Origin of the sequence: Shinella yambaruensis, from assembly GCF_022899355.1 — a bacterium.
GTDB classification, from domain to species: domain Bacteria; phylum Pseudomonadota; class Alphaproteobacteria; order Rhizobiales; family Rhizobiaceae; genus Shinella; species Shinella yambaruensis.
This window is the reverse complement of record NZ_JALJCK010000003.1, coordinates 461,461-478,885: the sequence shown is the minus strand read 5'-3', so window position 1 is coordinate 478,885 and position 17,425 is coordinate 461,461. Positions and strand designations below refer to the sequence as shown.

At 67.9% G+C, this 17,425-nt stretch carries 18 protein-coding genes; 7 read left to right on the top strand and 11 right to left on the bottom strand.

Annotated features, from left to right (window positions below):
- Positions 1-118 precede the first annotated feature (118 nt).
- On the bottom strand, positions 119-1,021 hold the full coding sequence (locus MUU56_RS09475) for a metallophosphoesterase family protein (protein ID WP_244767055.1): 903 nt from the start codon (positions 1,019-1,021) through the stop codon (positions 119-121).
- Between the two features lie 110 nt (positions 1,022-1,131).
- Here MUU56_RS09475 and MUU56_RS09470 point away from each other — a divergent pair, with 110 nt between their 5' ends.
- Positions 1,132-1,629 (top strand): NUDIX domain-containing protein, encoded by a 498-nt coding sequence (locus tag MUU56_RS09470; protein ID WP_244767054.1) that lies wholly within the window; start codon positions 1,132-1,134, stop codon positions 1,627-1,629.
- Positions 1,630-1,631: 2 nt separating this feature from the next.
- Here MUU56_RS09470 and MUU56_RS09465 read toward each other — a convergent pair whose 3' ends face one another.
- On the bottom strand, positions 1,632-2,618 hold the full coding sequence (locus MUU56_RS09465) for a glutathione S-transferase family protein (RefSeq protein ID WP_244767053.1): 987 nt from the start codon (positions 2,616-2,618) through the stop codon (positions 1,632-1,634).
- 211 nt (positions 2,619-2,829) lie between these two features.
- Here MUU56_RS09465 and MUU56_RS09460 point away from each other — a divergent pair, with 211 nt between their 5' ends.
- Positions 2,830-3,432 carry a GNAT family N-acetyltransferase gene (locus MUU56_RS09460; protein ID WP_398431079.1) on the top strand — a complete coding sequence of 201 codons (603 nt, stop codon included), beginning with the start codon at positions 2,830-2,832 and terminating at the stop codon, positions 3,430-3,432.
- A 168-nt stretch (positions 3,433-3,600) separates the two neighbouring features.
- Here the strand turns inward: MUU56_RS09460 and MUU56_RS09455 are convergent, their stop codons facing one another.
- The 5 genes from MUU56_RS09455 to MUU56_RS09435 form a co-directional block, all read right to left on the bottom strand.
- Positions 3,601-4,134, bottom strand: coding sequence for a glyoxalase superfamily protein (locus MUU56_RS09455; RefSeq protein ID WP_244767051.1), 534 nt, complete (start codon positions 4,132-4,134; stop codon positions 3,601-3,603).
- A gap of 187 nt (positions 4,135-4,321) precedes the next feature.
- Positions 4,322-6,394, bottom strand: coding sequence for a hypothetical protein (locus MUU56_RS09450; RefSeq protein WP_244767050.1), 2,073 nt, complete (start codon positions 6,392-6,394; stop codon positions 4,322-4,324).
- A 1-nt stretch (position 6,395) separates the two neighbouring features.
- The gene (locus MUU56_RS09445) at positions 6,396-9,203 is read right to left on the bottom strand and encodes a DUF4159 domain-containing protein (protein ID WP_244767049.1); all 2,808 of its coding nucleotides are present in this window, start codon (positions 9,201-9,203) and stop codon (positions 6,396-6,398) included.
- Entirely contained in the window at positions 9,200-10,120 is a 921-nt protein-coding gene (locus MUU56_RS09440) for a DUF58 domain-containing protein (RefSeq protein WP_244767048.1), read from the bottom strand. The genes MUU56_RS09445 and MUU56_RS09440 overlap by 4 nt, the downstream gene beginning before the upstream one ends.
- Before the next feature lie 14 nt (positions 10,121-10,134).
- The gene (locus MUU56_RS09435) at positions 10,135-11,148 is read right to left on the bottom strand and encodes an AAA family ATPase (protein ID WP_244767047.1); all 1,014 of its coding nucleotides are present in this window, start codon (positions 11,146-11,148) and stop codon (positions 10,135-10,137) included.
- Between the two features lie 194 nt (positions 11,149-11,342).
- Between MUU56_RS09435 and MUU56_RS09430 the strand changes: the two genes are divergently transcribed.
- Genes MUU56_RS09430 through MUU56_RS09420 form a run of 3 tightly spaced genes read left to right on the top strand, consistent with a single transcriptional unit; the run spans position 11,343 to position 13,863 of the window.
- Positions 11,343-11,960 (top strand): DUF1285 domain-containing protein, encoded by a 618-nt coding sequence (locus MUU56_RS09430; protein WP_244767046.1) that lies wholly within the window; start codon positions 11,343-11,345, stop codon positions 11,958-11,960.
- Complete coding sequence (locus MUU56_RS09425) at positions 11,957-12,589, top strand: CoA pyrophosphatase (protein ID WP_244767045.1); 633 nt, start codon at positions 11,957-11,959, stop codon at positions 12,587-12,589. The genes MUU56_RS09430 and MUU56_RS09425 overlap by 4 nt, the downstream gene beginning before the upstream one ends.
- The gene (locus MUU56_RS09420) at positions 12,586-13,863 is read left to right on the top strand and encodes a CCA tRNA nucleotidyltransferase (protein WP_244767044.1); all 1,278 of its coding nucleotides are present in this window, start codon (positions 12,586-12,588) and stop codon (positions 13,861-13,863) included. The genes MUU56_RS09425 and MUU56_RS09420 overlap by 4 nt, the downstream gene beginning before the upstream one ends.
- Positions 13,864-13,956: 93 nt before the next feature.
- Here the strand turns inward: MUU56_RS09420 and MUU56_RS09415 are convergent, their stop codons facing one another.
- The 3 genes from MUU56_RS09415 to hemF form a co-directional block, all read right to left on the bottom strand.
- Positions 13,957-14,148, bottom strand: a complete 192-nt coding sequence (locus MUU56_RS09415; RefSeq protein WP_244767043.1) for a DUF1059 domain-containing protein — start codon at positions 14,146-14,148, stop codon at positions 13,957-13,959.
- A gap of 165 nt (positions 14,149-14,313) precedes the next feature.
- Entirely contained in the window at positions 14,314-14,562 is a 249-nt protein-coding gene (locus MUU56_RS09410; RefSeq protein ID WP_244767042.1) for a hypothetical protein, read from the bottom strand.
- Positions 14,563-14,647: 85 nt separating this feature from the next.
- Positions 14,648-15,559 (bottom strand): oxygen-dependent coproporphyrinogen oxidase, encoded by a 912-nt coding sequence (gene hemF, locus MUU56_RS09405; protein ID WP_244767041.1) that lies wholly within the window; start codon positions 15,557-15,559, stop codon positions 14,648-14,650.
- A gap of 171 nt (positions 15,560-15,730) precedes the next feature.
- Here hemF and MUU56_RS09400 point away from each other — a divergent pair, with 171 nt between their 5' ends.
- Entirely contained in the window at positions 15,731-15,988 is a 258-nt protein-coding gene (locus MUU56_RS09400; protein WP_244767040.1) for a hypothetical protein, read from the top strand.
- Positions 15,989-15,992: 4 nt separating this feature from the next.
- Here MUU56_RS09400 and MUU56_RS09395 read toward each other — a convergent pair whose 3' ends face one another.
- The gene (locus MUU56_RS09395; protein ID WP_244767039.1) at positions 15,993-16,385 is read right to left on the bottom strand and encodes a tautomerase family protein; all 393 of its coding nucleotides are present in this window, start codon (positions 16,383-16,385) and stop codon (positions 15,993-15,995) included.
- A gap of 95 nt (positions 16,386-16,480) precedes the next feature.
- Here MUU56_RS09395 and MUU56_RS09390 point away from each other — a divergent pair, with 95 nt between their 5' ends.
- Positions 16,481-17,353, top strand: coding sequence for a LysR substrate-binding domain-containing protein (locus MUU56_RS09390; protein WP_244767038.1), 873 nt, complete (start codon positions 16,481-16,483; stop codon positions 17,351-17,353).
- The last annotated feature ends 72 nt before the right edge of the window (positions 17,354-17,425 follow it).

Genomic DNA, 17,425 nt, shown 5'->3' with positions numbered 1-17,425 from the left:
CGATCGTTCGCCTGCCTGGCGCTGGCCGTCCGGGAGCGGGCCGGCCCTCTGGTGACCCTGGAGGGCGGGCCGCTCTAAGAAGATGATACGGGCGAAGGAGGGGTTTTATTCGCGCTTTTCAGAACCGCGTGGTTTCCGCGAGAGACAGGGCCAGGCCGTCCTGCGTCAGGGCGTATCGCTCGCGCATCACGTTCCAGTTCCCCGGCGCGCCGGAGATCGAGAACAGGTTGTAGCCGGCGGGCGGCTTGTGGCCGCCCGGCCCCTGCGAGGCGGAGGCGATGCCGACGACCGGGATCTGCTTTGCCTGTCCGGGCAGCCAGTGCACGGTGTTGAGGTGGGTGTGGCCGTGCAGCACGAGATCCGCCCCGCCGGTCGAGACGGTCGCGGCGAAGCGGCGGATGCCGATCATGCGCTTGTGGAACGAGGTCGCGCCGCGAATCGGCGGATGATGGATCAGCACGACGCGGAAGAGGCCGGCCTCCTCGGCTGCCCGCAGGAGATTGACGGTCTCGCGGGCCTGGCGGCTGCCGAAATAGCCGGAGGCGGCAAAGGGCGGCGTCGCGACCGCCGTCGAGCAGCCGATGATCGCCACCTGATCGCGCACCCGCATGTAGGGAAAGACGTGGAAGTCGTCATGCCATTCGGCCGGCCCGTTGTCGCCGCGCATGTAGGGATACCAGGCCCTGGTCGATTTTTCGTAGGCGCCCGGCACATAGGCGTCGTGGTTGCCCGGAACCACCGAGACGTTTTCCGGCGTGCCCGCCTCTGCCAGCCAGTGCTTGACGGCCGCGATTTCCAGCGAAGAGGCGAGGTTCACGAGGTCGCCGGTGATCGCCAGATGATCGGGATCGCGCCGCTCGATATCGTCGAGCACGATGTCCAGCGTGTTGGCGAAGAGGTGCCGGCGGCGGTTGCGGTGCCAGTTGACGAAGCCGGTGATGCGTTTGGAAAAAAGCTCCAGGAAGGTGAGGGCGGGGAGCGGGCCGAGATGGACGTCCGATATATGGGCAAGTCTGAACATATCCTTCCTTAGAGCATAAGATGCGCAAGGGGAACGCAAGGCGTGGATATTCCCTGGCCTTTGGCGCGGTGAGACTTGATTTGGCCGAACGCTTCCGGCGAAGTGCCGCCATGGACCAGGACAAGCCCGCCGCCCCGCCGACCCGCAGCCGCCTCACGCGGCTCGCGACGCGCGTGCTGCACGGCTATTTCGCGCTTTCCCGCGGCATGACGATGGGCGTGCGCGCCGCCTGTTTCGACGAGGCCGGCCGCCTCTTCCTCGTGCGCCACAGCTACGTGCCCGGCTGGCACCTGCCGGGCGGCGGCATCGAGCGCGGCGAGACGGCGCTGGAGGCGCTGGCCAAGGAGATGCGGGAGGAGGGCAACCTCGTCCTGGGGGCGCCGCCGCGGCTCGTGCACGTCTACTTCAACCGGCAGACCAGCAGGCGCGACCATGTCCTCCTCTATCGCTGCGAGGGCGTCACCCAGTCGGCGCCGCGCCTGAAGGACCGGGAGATCGTCGAGGCCGGCTTCTTCGCGCTCGACGCGCTGCCGGCCGACACGACCGCCGCCACCCGAAGGCGGCTGGAGGAGCTTGCCGGCCGGGCACTGTTTTCGGACGTCTGGTAGGTTCAGGCGGCTTTCAGCCGATCCCGGCCATGCGGCACGGTCAGGTCGAGCTCCGGGCCGACCGGCACGATGCCCGTCGGGTTGATGGTCGTGTGGCTGCGGTAATAATGCTCCTTGATGTGGCGCATGTTCACCGTGCCGGCGACGCCCGGCACCTGGTACAGGTCGCGCAGGTAGCCGGAAAGGTTCGGATAGTCGGCGATGCGGCGGATATTGCACTTGAAGTGGCCGACATAGACCGGATCGAAACGCACCAGCGTGGTGAAGAGCCGCCAGTCGGCCTCCGTCAGGCGGTCGCCGGTGAGATAGCGCCTCTTCGAAAGCCGTTCTTCGAGCTGGTCCAGCATCTCGAAGAGCCTTTGCACGGCGGCCTCGTAGGCCTCCTGCGTCGTCGCGAAGCCGGCCTTGTAGACGCCGTTGTTGACGCTGTCGTAGATCGCGTCGTTGAGGGCGTCGATCTCGGCGCGCAGCGGCTCGGGATAGTAGTCGTCGCGCGAGCCGGTGAGGCCGTCGAAGGCGGAATTGAACATGCGGATGATCTCGGCCGATTCGTTCGAGACCAGCCGGTTCTGCTTCTTGTCCCAGAGGACGGGCACGGTGACGCGGCCGGAATAGTGCGGATCGGCCTTCTGGTAGATTTCGTGGAGCGCGGCGGCGCCGAACAGCGGATCGAGCGTGCCGCCGTTCTCGCCCTTGAACTCCCAGCCCTTCGACAGCATCAGCGGATCGACGACGGAGACGGTGATCAGGTCCTCCAGCCTCTTCAGCCTGCGGAAGATCAGTGTGCGATGTGCCCAGGGACAGGCATAGGAGACATAGAGGTGGTAGCGTCCCGCCTCCGCGACAAAGCCGCCTTCGCCCGAAGGCCCCGGGGCGCCATCCGGCGTGATCCAGTTGCGGAACTGCGAGGCGGCGCGCTTGAAATGGCCCTTCGTCGATTTCGTGTCATACCAGACGTCATGCCAGACGCCGTCCACGAGCATGCCCATGATGGTCTCCTTCTGCGGCCCTTCGCGGCCAAAACGTGCGGTCATAGTGAGCGCATGGGCGGGACGTGGATAGGTGCATTTTGATGAACAGTGCGTTTTGCTCTTTGACAGACACGAAATTTCTGCTATCCGCGCAGACCAGCACCGGCGCTCACGCCGGCAGGGAAGACGAAACGCGCATGTTCTACACCGGAACCCCACGACGACGCTGATGCTCCTGCTGCGCCCCCTGGCGGTGGCGCGATCCCCCGCATCCCTCGTTTCGTCTCCGGTTCCCCGATCCATGAACATGCTCAAGCACGACCTCGTCTACCTGACGGAAGATGCCTCCCACGACGCGGCCATCGAACACATCAACGAAGAAGCCTTCGGCCCCGGCCGGCATGTCCGCGCGGCTGCGCGCATCCGCGAGCAGGGGCCGCACGACCTGTCGCTGTCCTTCATCTGTACCGATGATGGAGAGACGATCGCCTCGGTGCGCATGACGCCGGTCCTGGCGGGCGGCGTGAAGGGACATCTTCTCGGCCCGCTCGCCGTCAGGCCCTCGCACAAGAACCGGGGCATCGGCCGGGAGCTCCTGCGCATCGCCTGCGCCGCCGCAAAACGCAAGGGCTCGGAAGCCGTCGTGCTTGTCGGCGATCCGCCCTATTACGGCCCGCTCGGCTTCGAGAAGGTCGCCTGGAACGCGCTGACCTTCCCCGGCCCCGTCGATCCCGCCCGCGTGCTCGTCATGCCCTTTGCGGCCGATACGCATGAGCGGCTGAAGGGGGTGATTGCGTGGCGGTGTGACGAGGGGACTGCTGCCGGCATTTAAGAGGCGCCCCTCATCCGCCTGCCGGCACCTTCTCCCCGCAAGCGGGGAGAAGGAGAGGCTTGGCAACGTCTCCTGTCCATCGAGCTACCCTTTTCAGGAAAGCGGCGCGGCATTTTCCTTCTCCCCGCTTGCGGGGAGAAGGTGGCGGCAGCCGGATGAGGGGCTTTCTCAGTCCTTCAACTCCATGAAGCGGATGTGGTTGTTGAACGGGTCCGTCACCGTCACCTCCAGCCGCGAACCCTCGTCCTCCAGCCCCGGCTTCATGTAGCGGTAGTCCTTGCCGATCAGCTCCTTCTGGAAGGCGCGGATGCCGGTCATGTAGACGACCATGTTGCCGCCGGGCGTGGCATCGCCCGCATGTTCGGAAAGGTGCAGCCTGAGCCCGCCGCGCGAGATCTGCGTATAGAGCGGAAAGTTCTCGCCGTAGCGATGCTCCCAATCGACGGTAAAGCCGAGGAAGCCGAGATAGAATTCGTGCGCCTTCGGCACATCGAAGATGCGCACGATCGGCACCGCCTGCTCGAATTCGATACCGTTCGCCGGCTTCGCCTCGATCCTGGCGGACAGGATGTTCCATGTCTCGACGCCGAACTGGCGGGCGACGATTTCGAGGGCTTCGCTGTGGGTGATCTTGATGGCGCGGGCGGCGAGCGCCTCCCGCAGGGTTTTCGCCATGGTTTTTGCGTCGCGAAAATCGCGCATGTCCGTTCCTCGTCTCAAGGCGAAGTCTTCGTCAGTGCCCGCATTGCCGACGCCTTCGCCAACGATGAACGGTGGTGAAAGGTTTTCAGGGAGGCGTTCGCCATGCCTTCGGAAAAGGTGCGGGTCTGCCGGCCGCCTCCGGCCGTGCGGCGAGACTAGCCGAACGGCAGGCGCGACGCCAGAGGGCCTATCGCCCTTCGCGATACCACATGGCCGAGAAGGCGAGCAGCAGGAGGCCGACGCCGGCAAAACCGGCGAAGAGCGGCAGCGAGTTGATGCCCTTCAGCACCGTCTCGTCCGTCATGCGCAGCGACAGGCGGTTCTCGTCGACCGTGCGCACCTGGCCCGACACCGGCAGCAGCGGCGGCAGGGAAACCGTCTCGCCTTCCGCATCGACCAGCCGGCGCACCGTGCCCTTGGTGGCGTCGGCGAGCGGCTTCAGGCTTTCGGTGGTCGAGATCGTCGCCTTGAATTCCGGCGCATCGACGGCGCCGACATGCACCAGAGCGGAGAGATCGTCGTTGGTGATCTCGTAGAGGCCGGTCTCCGCCGTCGGCACCTCGGCGCGGTAGAGGCCGGGCTCGGCCTCGCTCAGCGTCACCTGCTGCGTCGCGCCGGAGGGCAGCTTCAGCGTCGCCTCGCCGGGTGCGTCGCCGATCGTCTGGCGGTTGATCTGGAGCGTGCGGCCGAAGGTGCGCGCGGTCAGCGCCTCCTCTTCCAGCGCCGGCTCCTGCATCAGCCAGTGGGCGGTGCGCCGGTAGAGCGAGACATGCGGGCCGCCGCCCTCGAAGCCGCGCGCCCAGAGCCAGCCCTGGTCGGAAAGCAGCATGGCGACGCGGCCCTTGCCGGCGCGGTTCAGCACGAGGAGGGGCTTGCCGTCATTGGCCTCCATCACGACATTGCCGTCCGGGCGCTGCACGTCGACGGTGCGGAACCAGCGGCCCCAATGGGGCGGTTCCTCGTTCGCGCCTTCGAGGCCTCGGGTGACGGGGTGCTTCTTGCCCTGGTCCGAGAGGCGGGGGTAGAAGGCCGCCTCGTTCATCGCGCCGGTCGGGTTCGCCGGCAGCACGACAGAGAGCGGCGTGCCGGCGATGGAATCGTTGCCCGCATGCTCCGGCCCCGCGGCGATCAGCAGCGCGCCGCCGTTTTCGACATATTGCGCGATGTTGTCGTAATAGAGGATCGGCAGCACGCCGCGGTGCTGGTAGCGGTCGAAGATGATGAGGTCGAACTCGTTGATCTTGTCGACGAACAGTTCGCGCGTCGGGAAGGCGATCAGCGAGAGTTCGTTGATCGGCGTGCCATCCTGCTTTTCCGGCGGGCGCAGGATGGTGAAGTGCACGAGGTCGATGGCGGTGTCGGACTTCAAAAGGTTGCGCCAGGCGCGCTCGCCGGCATGCGGCTCGCCGGAGACCAGCAGCACGCGCAGGTTCTCGCGGATACCCTCGATGACATGGACGGCGCGGTTGTTCGCCGTGGTGATCTCGCCTTCGACCGGCTCGACCTCGAATTCCAGGATGTTGTTGCCGCCGCGCGGCACGGTGAAGCGGAGCGGCTGCTCGGTGCCCGGCTGCGCGATTTCCGAGGCGATCTCGTTGCCGTTGAGGCGCACGGTCACGCGGGCGGTGTCGCCGGGCCCGGCGCCGTCGTCCACCACACGGAATTTCAGCTCCTGCGGCTCGCCGACGATGCCGAAGCGCGGCGCGCTGACGATCTCGATGCGGCGGTCGAACTCGTCCGGCCGGCCGGTGACGAGCGCGTGCACCGGCGCCTCGAAGCTGGAGAAGGCGGAAGCCTCCGGAATGTCATGCACCTGGCCGTCGGTGAGGAGGATCGCGCCGCCGACGCGCGAGCGCGGCACATCGGCGATCGCCGCGTTGAGGGCGTCGAAGAGACGGGTGGAGGGCGTGTCCGACGTGCCGTCGTCGCCCGCTTCGACGATGCGCGGCTCGATGCGGGGATAGCGGGCGAAGCGTTCTTTTAGGCCTTCCAGTGCGGCGTTGGTCTGGGCGGTGCGCTGCTCGTTGTCCTGGCTCTGGCTGCGGTCGACGATGACGGGCACGACGGTCGACAGCGCCTCGCGGTCCTCCTGCAGGAAGACCGGATTGGCGAGCGCGAAGACCAGGAGGGCGAGCGCCAGCGCGCGGATGACGGCGCCGCGCAGGCCGCGCCAGAAGCCGAGGGCGGCAAGCGCAAGGCCGACAAGGCCGATCGCGGCGATGGCGAGCCAGGGCAGGAAGGGGGAGAATTGCAGGGTCATGTCACTGCCCCAGCCGTTCGAGGAGGGCGGGTACGTGCACCTGGTCCGCCTTGTAGTTGCCGGTGAGCATGTACATCATGATGTTGACGCCGGCGCGGAAGGCGTGGTCGCGCTGGATCTCGTCCGGCGGCACGGTCGGCAGCAGCGCCATGCCGTTGGCGTCGACCGCCCACGCGCCGGCGAAATCGTTGCCGGTGATCATGATCGGCGAGACGCCGTCGCCCGCGCGGGCCGGGCGGCTCGGGTCCTCGGCACGGTCCAGCTCCGCCTCGATCCAGAGCGGGCTTCCGGCATAGCGGCCGGGGAAATTCGCGAGCAGGTAGAAGGCCTTGGTCAGGACGTGATCGGTGGGCACGGGCTCGAGCGGGGGAATGTCGAGGCTGGCGAGGATCGCCTGGAGGCGTTCGGTGTTCGGGCTCGTCGAACTGCCGTCGAGCGAGACGAACTGGTCGCGCGTGTCGAACAGCACCGTGCCGCCATTGCGCATATAGGCGTCGATGCGGCTGATCGCGGCGCTGGAGGGCATTTCGGCGCTGGCGCTCACCGGCCAGTAGATGATCGGGTAGAGCGACAGCTCGTCCCTGGAGATGTCGATGCCGACCGGCTCGCCGGGCTCCAGCGTGGTGCGGTAGGTGAGGAATTCCGTGAGGCCGGCTAGGCCGCGCTCGGAAATGCGGTCCACCTCGCCCTCGCCGGTGACGACATAGGCGAGGTGCGTGGTGTCGAGCCGCGACAGGATATTTTCGTCGCCCGGTTTTGCGTCATCCGCCCGGCTTTCGGACGGCAGCGCCGCCAGCGCGCCGGCCATGAGGGCCAGCAGCAGGGCGGCGGTGGCGCCGCGCTTCGGCATGCTTCGGGCAGCGGCGGCGAAGGCCCCGCCCATGAAGAGCACAATGGCGCAGTCGGCAAGCAGCAAGAGGGCGGCAAGCGTGAAGAGATGCGGCTTCAGCGACCAGGTCTCCTTGCCGGCGAGCGGCTGGCGGACGGCGGCGCCTTCGGCGACGGCGAGCGGGCGGATTTCATGACCCGGCGGGAAAAGGTTGTGGGCGACGTAGCCGTCCTCCGTGCCGTAGAGGCCGGGCGGGTTGTCGAAGCTGGCGATCGCCCTCGTGGCGTTGCCGGCGGCAAGGGGTTTGGCCTCGCCGGTGGCGGCGGCGAGCGTGCCGTTCGCCGTCATCAGCCGGTAGGGCGGCAGGCCCTGCGTCTCGGCGCCGTTGCCGGTGGAGACGCCGCCGCCGCGCGAAAGCTGCACGGTGCGGCGGAGCATTTCGACGAAATCGCCGGAGAGCGGCAGGTTGGACCAGCCGGTTTCCGCGCTGACATGGAAGAGCACGAGGCGGCCGGAGCCGAGCGGGCCGGTCGTCACCAGCGGCGTGCCGTCGGCAAGGCTCGCCCAGGTGCGCTCGGCAAGGTCCGGCGTCGGCTCGGCGAGCACCTGGCGCTTGACGAGGATGCCTTCAGGCGCGCGCATGCCGGCAAAGGGGCTGTTCGCCGGATAGGCGGAGAGCGGCTGCGGCTCGGACCACGAAAGAGCGCCGCCGAGCGCGCGTTCGCCCTTGCGCAGCATGACCGGCACGAGCGGATCGTCCGCCGGTGCGGCGGCAAGGCGCGGGCCGGCAAAGCGGATCAGCATGCCGCCTGCTTCGATCCAGCGCTGAACTTCGGCCTGTACGTCCTCCGGCAGGCGGCCGATATCGGCCATGATCAGCACGGAGGGGTTCTGTTCCAGCAGTTCGGGGATGGCGACGGAGAGGTCGGCGACGCTCGGCTCGATCAGGTCGGCATAGGGGGCGAGCGCGCGGTTGATGTAGTGCAGCGGCGAGAGGAGGGGCTGGCTGGCATCGACCACCTCGCCGGAGAGGAAGGCGACGCGGCGGCGGCGGAAGCCGTCGTCGAGCAGATACGTGCCGCCGGCATTGGCGAGGCCGTCGATGGTGATGCGGGCGAAGTCGTTGCGCAGCTCGAAGGGGGCGGTGATCGTGCCGGTCGTCATGGTGCTGCCTGCGGCGAAATCGGCGGTGCCCGTCGCGATGGGGCGGCCGCGCGAATCATGTGCCGTCAGCGGCAGGCTGCGCGCCGGGCCGCCGTCGAGGCGGGTGAGGGTGACGGACAGCGCGTCCGCGCCGTTGCTGGCCGCGGTGAAGGCGACGGCGGGGGCGCCGTCGCCGGCGATCAGGCGGAAATCGGCCGGTGAAAGTGCTTGCAGCGCGGAGACCGTCTCGTCCGTCTCGCCGCCCGCCATGCCGTCGCTGATGAAGGCGAGGGTGCCCGGCGCGGTTCCGTCGAGCGCGGTGCGCAGCGAGGCGACGGCCGACGCGCGGTCGGCCGGGAGCGGGCGGACTTCGGCGGCGGCGAGGCGGTTGCGCGCCGTCGCGGCATCGACCGGCACGGCGTCGTGCTGGCGGTCGGCGGTCAGCACCAATGAGATCGGCACGTCGCGGCTTTCCGCGTCGTCGATCAGCGTCGAGGCCGTGTCGATGCGCTGCTGCCAGTCGGTGGCCGAGGCCCAGCTGTTGTCGAGGACGAGGGCGAGGGGGCCGCTGCTTGCCAGCGTATTGGTGCGCGGGTTGAAGACCGGGTCGGCGATGGCGAAGATGATCGCGGCGGCCATCAGCATGCGCAGCAGCGTCAGCCACCAGGGGCTTTGCGCCGGGGTCTCCTCGCGCTTCATGATCGAGGCGAGGATGGCGAAGGGCGGGAAGACTTCGGTCAGCGGCTTCGGCGGCGTCAGGCGCAGCAGCCACCAGATGACCGGCAGCAGCACCAGCGCGGTGAGGACGGCGGGAAAGGCGAAGGCAAAGGCGCTCATCGGCCGCGACCCTCCGTCCTCATCGCCGGCATGCCGGAGAGATACATGTGCACGGCGACCAGCGCCTCGGAGGCGAGGCGGTCGGTGCGGTGGGGCACGAAGCTCCAGCCAAGATGGCGCAGATTGTCGGCCAGCGTCTCGCGCCGGGCGACATAGGCGCGGGCATAGTCGTCCTTCAGCGTCTCGGCGCGGCCGGCGGTGAGCTTCTGGCCGCTTTCGGGATCGGTGAACTCGGTGCGGCCGACATAGGGGAAGGTCTCTTCCGCCGGGTCGGCGATCTCCACCACATGGCCTCTGAGACCCCGGCGGGCGAGGGGGGCGAGGCGTTGCATGACATCCTCGACGGGATCGAGGAAGTCGCCGATCAGCACGATATCGCTGTTGCCGCGGATCATGCTCGTCTCCGGCAGGCCGCCGGTCATGCCGGCGTGCATCAGCGCGGTGGCGAGGCGTTCGGCGGCGTTGCGCGCGGCGATCGGCTCCATGATGCCGGGGCAGCCGATGCGCTCGCCGGAGCGGGCGAGGATTTCGGCGAGCGCCAGCATGAGCACGAGCGCGCGGCTTTCCTTCGAGACGCTGCCGAAGGTCGATTTGTACATCATCGACGGAGAAAGATCGGCCCAGACCCAGACGGTGTGCGCGGCCTCCCATTCGCGGTCGCGCACATAGGTATGGTCGTCGCGGGCCGAGCGCCGCCAGTCGATGCGCGACAGGCTCTCGCCGTCGACATAGGGGCGGAACTGCCAGAAGTTCTCGCCGATGCCGCGCTTGCGGCGACCATGCCAGCCGGCGATCACGGTGTTGGCGAGGCGCTGGGCCTCCACCATGCAATCGGGGATGAGGGCGGCGCGGGCCTGCGCCCGCGAGAGAACCTCGCGGGTCGGGGTCGGTTGGACGATCTGGCCGACGGTCGCCATGTGATCGGCCCCGCTCAGCCGCCGGCCTGGCGGACGAGGCCTGCAATGACGTCGCGAACCGACATGCCTTCGGCGCGCGCGCCGAAGGTGAGGGCCATGCGGTGCTGCAGCACGGGTTCGGCAAGGGCGAGAACATCGTCGACGGAAGGCGCGAGGCGGCCTTCATAGAGCGCGCGGGCTCTCGCGCACAGCATCATGGCCTGGCCGGCGCGCGGGCCGGGGCCCCAGGCGACGTGCTTGTCGGTGGAGGCGATGCCGTTGCCGGGGCGGGCGGAGCGCACGAGCGAGAGGATGGCGTCGAGCACCTTTTCGCTGACCGGCATCTGGCGGATGAGGTTCTGGATCTCCATCAGGCGCGCGGCCGAGATGGCGGCGCTCGCCTGTGCCTCGTGCACGCCGGTTGTTTCGAGCAGGATCTGGCGTTCGGCGGCAAGTTCCGGATAGTCGACGTCGACCTGCAGCAGGAAGCGGTCGAGCTGCGCCTCGGGCAGCGGATAGGTGCCTTCCTGCTCCAGCGGGTTCTGCGTCGCCAGCACATGGAAGGGCTTCGGCAGGTCGTTCGGCTGGCCGGCGACCGTGACGTGATATTCCTGCATGGCCTGCAGCAGGGCGGACTGGGTGCGCGGCGAGGCGCGGTTGATCTCGTCGGCCATCAGGAGCTGGGTGAAGATCGGGCCGGGCACGAAGCGGAAGGAGCGCTTGCCGTTCTCGTCCTGGTCCATCACCTCCGAGCCGAGGATGTCGGAGGGCATCAGGTCCGGCGTGAACTGGATGCGGCTGGAGGAAAGGCCGAGCACGGTGCCGAGGGTGACCACCAGCTTTGTCTTGGCAAGGCCGGGCACGCCGACGAGCAGGGCATGACCGCCCGAGAGCACCGCCAGCATCGTCTGCTCGACCACGCTTTCCTGGCCGAAGATGACCTTGGCGACCTCCTTGCGGATGATCGCGATGTCGGAGAGCGCCCGTTCCGCGGCGGCGATCACCGCCTTTTCGTCCAGGCCTGCCTCGGGGGAATTCTGAACGCCCATGGGTCTCTCCACTACCGGTCCTAAAATCTTCGGCGAATCGTGGTCTTGCCGCGTCCGCTTCATAGATAGAAAGCTTATTAGCTCACCCGTGGCTGACAAGCGGCCACGAAATGACTATCTCGTGAGTGTATCCACCCTTTCCTCTTCGTGAAGAAGGGCCTCTCGCGGAGATAGGGTTCAACCGGGACGGAACAATGGCAACGGGCGAAATTCGCGAAAGCAGCGATGCGGCAGGACTGGCCGCGCTGATCGCACGGGCCGGCGCGGAAACCGGCGGGCGCGGCCTGCCGCCGGTCGAGCGCTGGAATCCGCCATTCTGCGGCGACATCGACATGGAGATCCGCGCCGACGGCACCTGGTTCTACCTGGGAACGCCGATCGGCCGCGCGCCGCTGGTGCGGCTGTTCTCCACCGTCCTGCGCAAGGACGAGGACGGCAGGACCTATCTGGTGACGCCGGTCGAGAAGGTCGGCATCCGGGTCGTTGACGCGCCGTTCCTCGCCGTCGAGATGAATGCGTCGGGCGAGGGGGAGGCGCAAAAGCTCACCTTCCGCACCAATGTCGGCGATGTGGTGGAGGCGGGGCCGGAGCACCCGCTGCGTTTCGTCATTGCGGGCGGGAACAGCGAGCTGAAGCCCTATCTCCTCGTGCGCGGGCGGCTGGAGGCCCTGGTCTCGCGGGCGATGATGTACGAGCTGGTCGCGCTTGGCGAGACGGTCGAGATCGACGGGACGGACATGTTCGCGGTGCGCTCCGGCGGCGTGGTCTTCCCGATCATGCCGGCCGCCGAGCTGGATGCGCTCACCCGATGAGTTTTCCGCCCTACAGCGCCGCCGAGTTCCGCCGCCGGGCATTGGAACAGATGCTGACGCTCGGCGAGGGGACCTGGCGCGAGCATGGCGACAGCCTGCTCAATCCGGGCGTCATTCCGCATCTCGAAGACATGAAGCTGCGCGATGCGGCGGTGCTGATCCCCGTCGTCGACGATGGCGACGAGGCGCGGGTCATCTTCACCCAGCGCACCGCCACCATGCGGAAACATTCCGGCCAGATCGCCTTTCCGGGCGGCGCGGTCGATGACGAGGACGAGAACGTCGAGGCTGCGGCGATGCGCGAGGCGGAGGAGGAGATCAGCCTCGACCGCCGCTTCGTCGAGCCGGTCGGGCGTCTGCCGCAATACAAGGCGCTGTCGGGTTTTTCCATCACGCCCGTCCTTGCCGTGGTGCAGCCGGGGTTCGAGCTGACGCCCAATCCGGCGGAGGTCGAGAAGGTCTTCGACGTGCCGCTGTCGTTCCTGATGGATCCGCGCAACCACGAGCAGGGCAGCGGAATCTGGCTCGGCGGCGAGCGGCATTATTATCGCATGCCCTATGAGGGGCATAATATCTGGGGCATCACCGCCGGCATCGTGCGGGTGATCTATGAAAGGCTTTATGCATGACGTCTGTTTCGGGCGAGGCGTGGTTTGCCGATCCGGCGCTCGTTCGCGTGCTGGCGCTGCTCAACAGCGACGGCGGGGAGGCACGCATCGCCGGCGGGGCCGTGCGCAACAGCCTGATGGGCCTGCCGGTCGCGGATATCGACATCGCGACGACGTTGCGGCCGGAAGCGGTGGTCGAGCGGGCGAAGGCGGCCGGCATCAAGGCGGTGCCGACGGGCATCGAGCACGGCACGGTGACGCTGGTCCTCGACGGCAAGCCCTTCGAGGTGACGACGCTGCGCCGCGACGTCGCCACCGATGGCCGCCGCGCGGACGTCGCCTTCGGCACGGACTGGCGGGCGGATGCCGAGCGGCGCGACCTGACGATCAATGCGCTCTACGCCACCGACGACGGCACGGTCATCGATCTCGTGAACGGCCTGTCGGATATCGAGAGCCGCACGGTGCGCTTCATCGGCGATGCGGCGACGCGCATTGCGGAGGACCATCTGCGCATCCTGCGCTTCTTCCGTTTCTTCGCGCTTTACGGCAGCGGCCGGCCGGATGCGGAGGGGCTGAAGGCCTGCGCGCGGGCGAAGGATACGCTGGGAAAACTCTCGGCGGAACGGGTCTGGTCCGAGACGAAGAAGCTGCTGGCCGCGCCCGATCCCGGCCGGGCGCTGCTGTGGATGCGGCAGGCGGGCGTGCTCACCGCGATCCTGCCCGAAACGGAGAAATGGGGCATCGATGCGATCCCCGGCCTGGTCGATGCCGAGACGGCGTTCGGCTGGATGCCGGACGCGCTGCTGCGCCTTGCCGCCATGGTGCCGCCGGACCGCGCGCGCCTGAAGGCGCTTGCCGGGCGCCTGCGCCTTTCCAGGGCCGAGGCGGCCACTCTCGACCATTGGGCAGGCGCGCCGGAAATCGCGCAGAAACTCGCCGAGACGGCGTTCGAGCGGCTGCTCTACCGCAACGGCGCTGAGGGGCTGACCATGCGTTTGAAGCTGGCGCTCGCATCCGCCCGGGCCCGCGGGCTCGCCGATCCGCAGGCGCTCGCCTTTGCCGGGCTTTGCCAGCGGCTCCTCGCAAAGGCGGAGACATGGCACAAGCCGACCTTCCCGCTGAATGGCGCGGATGTGCTGGCCGCCGGCATTCCCGCCGGCCCGAAGGTCGGCGCGGTGCTCGGCGCGATCGAAGACGCGTGGGTGGCGGGCAATTTTCATGACGGCCGCACCAAGCTGCTTGCCCGCCTGGAAGCACTGGCCAGGCAGGAGGGAGAGCCTTCGAAGGCCTAGAAGCAGGAACGTCCAGTCACACCGACAATTTCCTTCTCCCCGGCGGGGAGAAGGTGGGGCAGATCGACAAGGGGCTTGCGGGGGCGCTGCCCGTCAGGCGGCGTCGGCCGCCTTCTCGTCGACGATGCGTTCCTTGATGTGGTCGACCATGCTTTCCCGGATGATCGCCTCACCATGGACGGCGCGCATGTGCTCGACCGCGCGGCGGACGACTTCGGCGTCGTCATTGGCCCGCGTATGCCAGTCGCATCCGGGGACGAGTGAACCGCATTCAAAAAGTCTCATGACCTATCTCCTGTCGTTTCAACGGAACCAGTGTAGCAGATGAGGGCCCGCCGGCCAAATCGCGGCCGGGCCGATGGCTCGGTTGGCCGTCCCGAGAAACGGCGAAAGCCGCCCGGGGTTCCGCCCCGGGCGCGGATTCATCGCCGCTTTTGCGGGCGGCCATTGTCAGGCCGCGTCGTCCTTCGCCCAGGCGTCGAAGCAGCAGGACGACTGGAACTGGGCCGGGGTCGTGTGGTGATCGACGAGGTGGTGAACCACGCCGCTGGCAAGCCGCAGCCGGGCTTCCTCGACGAAATAGGCGTGCGGCAGGTCGAGCCCGCTCTCGGCGCGGATGGTTTCGGCGAAACGATCGAGAAATTCGGGGGATTTCGGGTCGGGACCCGCCTGCATTGCCTCTTGTGCTGCAATCTTCATGACTGCTTCCTCCATGGACTCATGCAGGCGGCATCATACCATGGACGGCGCGGATCTGTAATCACAAGGCGGCGAGGGCCGGCCTTCAGGGCCAGCGCACCACCGGGGGCAGCGAGGAGAGGATCGATTCGACATTGCCGCCCGTCTTGAGGCCGAAGATCGTGCCGCGGTCGTAGAGCAGGTTGAACTCGACATAGCGGCCGCGCCGCACGAGCTGCTCGTCACGGTCCTCTTCCGTCCAGCCCTTGTTGAAGTTCGCGCGCACGATCTTCGGATAGACCATGGCGAAGGCCCGGCCGACATCCTGCGTGAACGCGAAGTCGGCGTCCCAGCCGCCGAGCTCTTCCGGCGAATGCAGCCAGTCGTAGAAGATGCCGCCGGTGCCGCGCGGTTCGCCCCGGTGCTTCAGGAAGAAGTAGTCGTCGCACCATTCCTTGAATTTCCGGTGGTCGGCGACGGGATGGCGGTTGCAGGCGATCTCCATCGCCTTGTGGAAGAGCGTGGTGTCCGGGTCGTCCATCACGCGGCGGCGGTCGAGCACCGGCGTCAGGTCCGCCCCGCCGCCGAACCAGCGGCTGGTGGTCACGACCATGCGCGTGTTCATGTGCACGGCGGGCACGTTGGGGTTCACCGGATGGGCGATGAGCGAGATGCCGGAGGCCCAGAAGCGCGGGTCCTCGCTGGCGCCGGGGATCTGGCCGCGGAACTCCGGCGAGAATTCGCCGTGGACGGTGGACGTGTGCACGCCGACCTTCTCGAAGACGCGGCCTTCCATCATCGACATGCGTCCGCCGCCGCCTTCGCCCCCCTCGCGCAGCCAGTCCTTGCCGGCGAAGCGGCCGGGCCGCATGTCGGAGAGCGGCCCCTGCAGGTCGTCCTCGATCGCCTCGAAGCTGGCGCAGATCGCGTCGCGCAGCCGCTCGAACCAGGCGCGGGCGGCATTCTTCTTCTCTTCGATGTCCTCGGGCAGGCCCTTCGGCAGGTCTGGTCGTTCCATGGTGCTTCCCGCTGGCGGGCAGCCCGCCGAATCGCATTTTCGCCACAGTCCAAAACTTTGCGCCGTTTGGCAACCGCGGGCGGGGCATCGGCTGGGGACGGCGGGACTCGCAAAATGCGCGGGGGCGGCTTATGTTTCTTCCGTCGAATGTGCTGCCAGGAGGAAATCTGCATGGCGCGTGTTCCCGGTCCACCCCCTCTCGAAGGGCTCCGGCGCCATATCGAGCGTCGCCGTCGCGAAAAACCCGCCGGCGAGGGCCATTTCGTCCGCGAGACCTTCTGCCTCGACCGGCAGGCGGCGCGGGAGAAGGCGCGCGAATGGTTCGACCTCTGGCCGAAGGCCGCCTACTGGACCGAGGTCGAGAGCTGGCGCGCCATGGAGGGCGACCGCATCGAGTTCACCATGCGCCGCCTGCCGAGCGCCGACTGACGCTTCATGCCGCAACGGCAACGCGCCGGCTTTCCTGCGTTTGGCCGCCATAGCCCCAGCTGTCCGTCGCGATATCGCGGATGACGACATAGGTCACCGGATTGAGATGCGCGCCCAGCGTTTCTTCCAGCAGGGCATAGGCGGCCGCGATGAAGCGGGCCTTCTCCTCCGCCGTGTTCGTGCCCTCGCTGATCAGGATCTCGAAATGGCCGGCCACCTTCTGCCGGCGCGCGCCGATGGTCCAGTCGGCGATCGGTGTTCCCTCGACCAGGGCCGCGGTCGCTTCGGCGCGCTTGCCGAGCAGCGTGACGGCAAGGCGGGTGGCCTCGTCCTGGAGGTGCAGGCGCTCGCCGTCGGTCAGGTTCCTGCCGGCGAGGCGGATATGGAGGAAGGGCATGGTCGTCTCCTGTCTCGTGTTGACGGGATGAGCCTATTGCGCGACTATCGTTTTTAAAATTGAGAAGCATTGCAGATATGGTTTTGGAAAACTGAATGGTTTCGCCCCGCAACTTCGACATGGACGTGCTGCGCACCTTCGTCACAGGGGTGCGGCTCGGCAGCTTTGCGAAAGCCGCGGAGGCGCTGGGGCGAACGCCGCCGGCCGTCAGCCTGCAACTGAAGAAGCTTGCCGATCTCAGCGGCCAGACGCTTTTCACCAAACAGGGCCGGGGCCTTGCGCTCACCGATGCCGGCGAGGCGCTGCATGACTATGCGGTGCGTATCCTCGACTTGAACGACGAGGCGATGATGATGCTCGGCTCCAGCCGGGCGCTCGACGGCTGGCTGCGGCTCGGCATTCCGCAGGACTTTGCCGAGACGTCGCTGCCGCCGGTGCTCGGCCGCTTTTCCCGGGCGCATCCGAAGCTGCGCGTCGAGGCGCGGGTCGATCGCGGCGCCAGGCTGGTGGCGGCGGTGGAGCGCGGCGACCTCGACATGGCCGTCACCTGGGGCGGGCAGAAAAGCGCGCATTGCCGGCACATCGCCACCCATCCGATCGTCTGGATCGCGGCGGCGGACTACGACGTCTCCGCCGGGGAACCGGTGCCGCTCATCGCCTTCGATCCGCCCTGTTCGTTCCGGGCCGCCGCCGTCGATGCGCTTTCGGCGGCCGGGCGGGAGTGGCGGCAGGTCTTTTCCAGCCCCGGCCTTGCCGGGCTCTGGGCGGCGGTGACGGCCGGGCTCGGCGTGACGATCCGCACCACCACCGGCATGCCCGCGCATCTGCGCGTGCTCGACCCGCAACGGGCCGGATTGCCGGCGCTCGGCAGCGTCGACCTGATGCTGCACACGGCCGAGGCGGCGCCGTCCGCGCCGGTCGGGCGGCTGCGCGACATCCTCCTCGAAATGCTCGTGATCCCCACCTGACGCGACCGTGATCGGCAAGTTCGATTGACGGCGGCCCGCCGCGCCCCTATCTTGCGGCCATCGTCATCAACA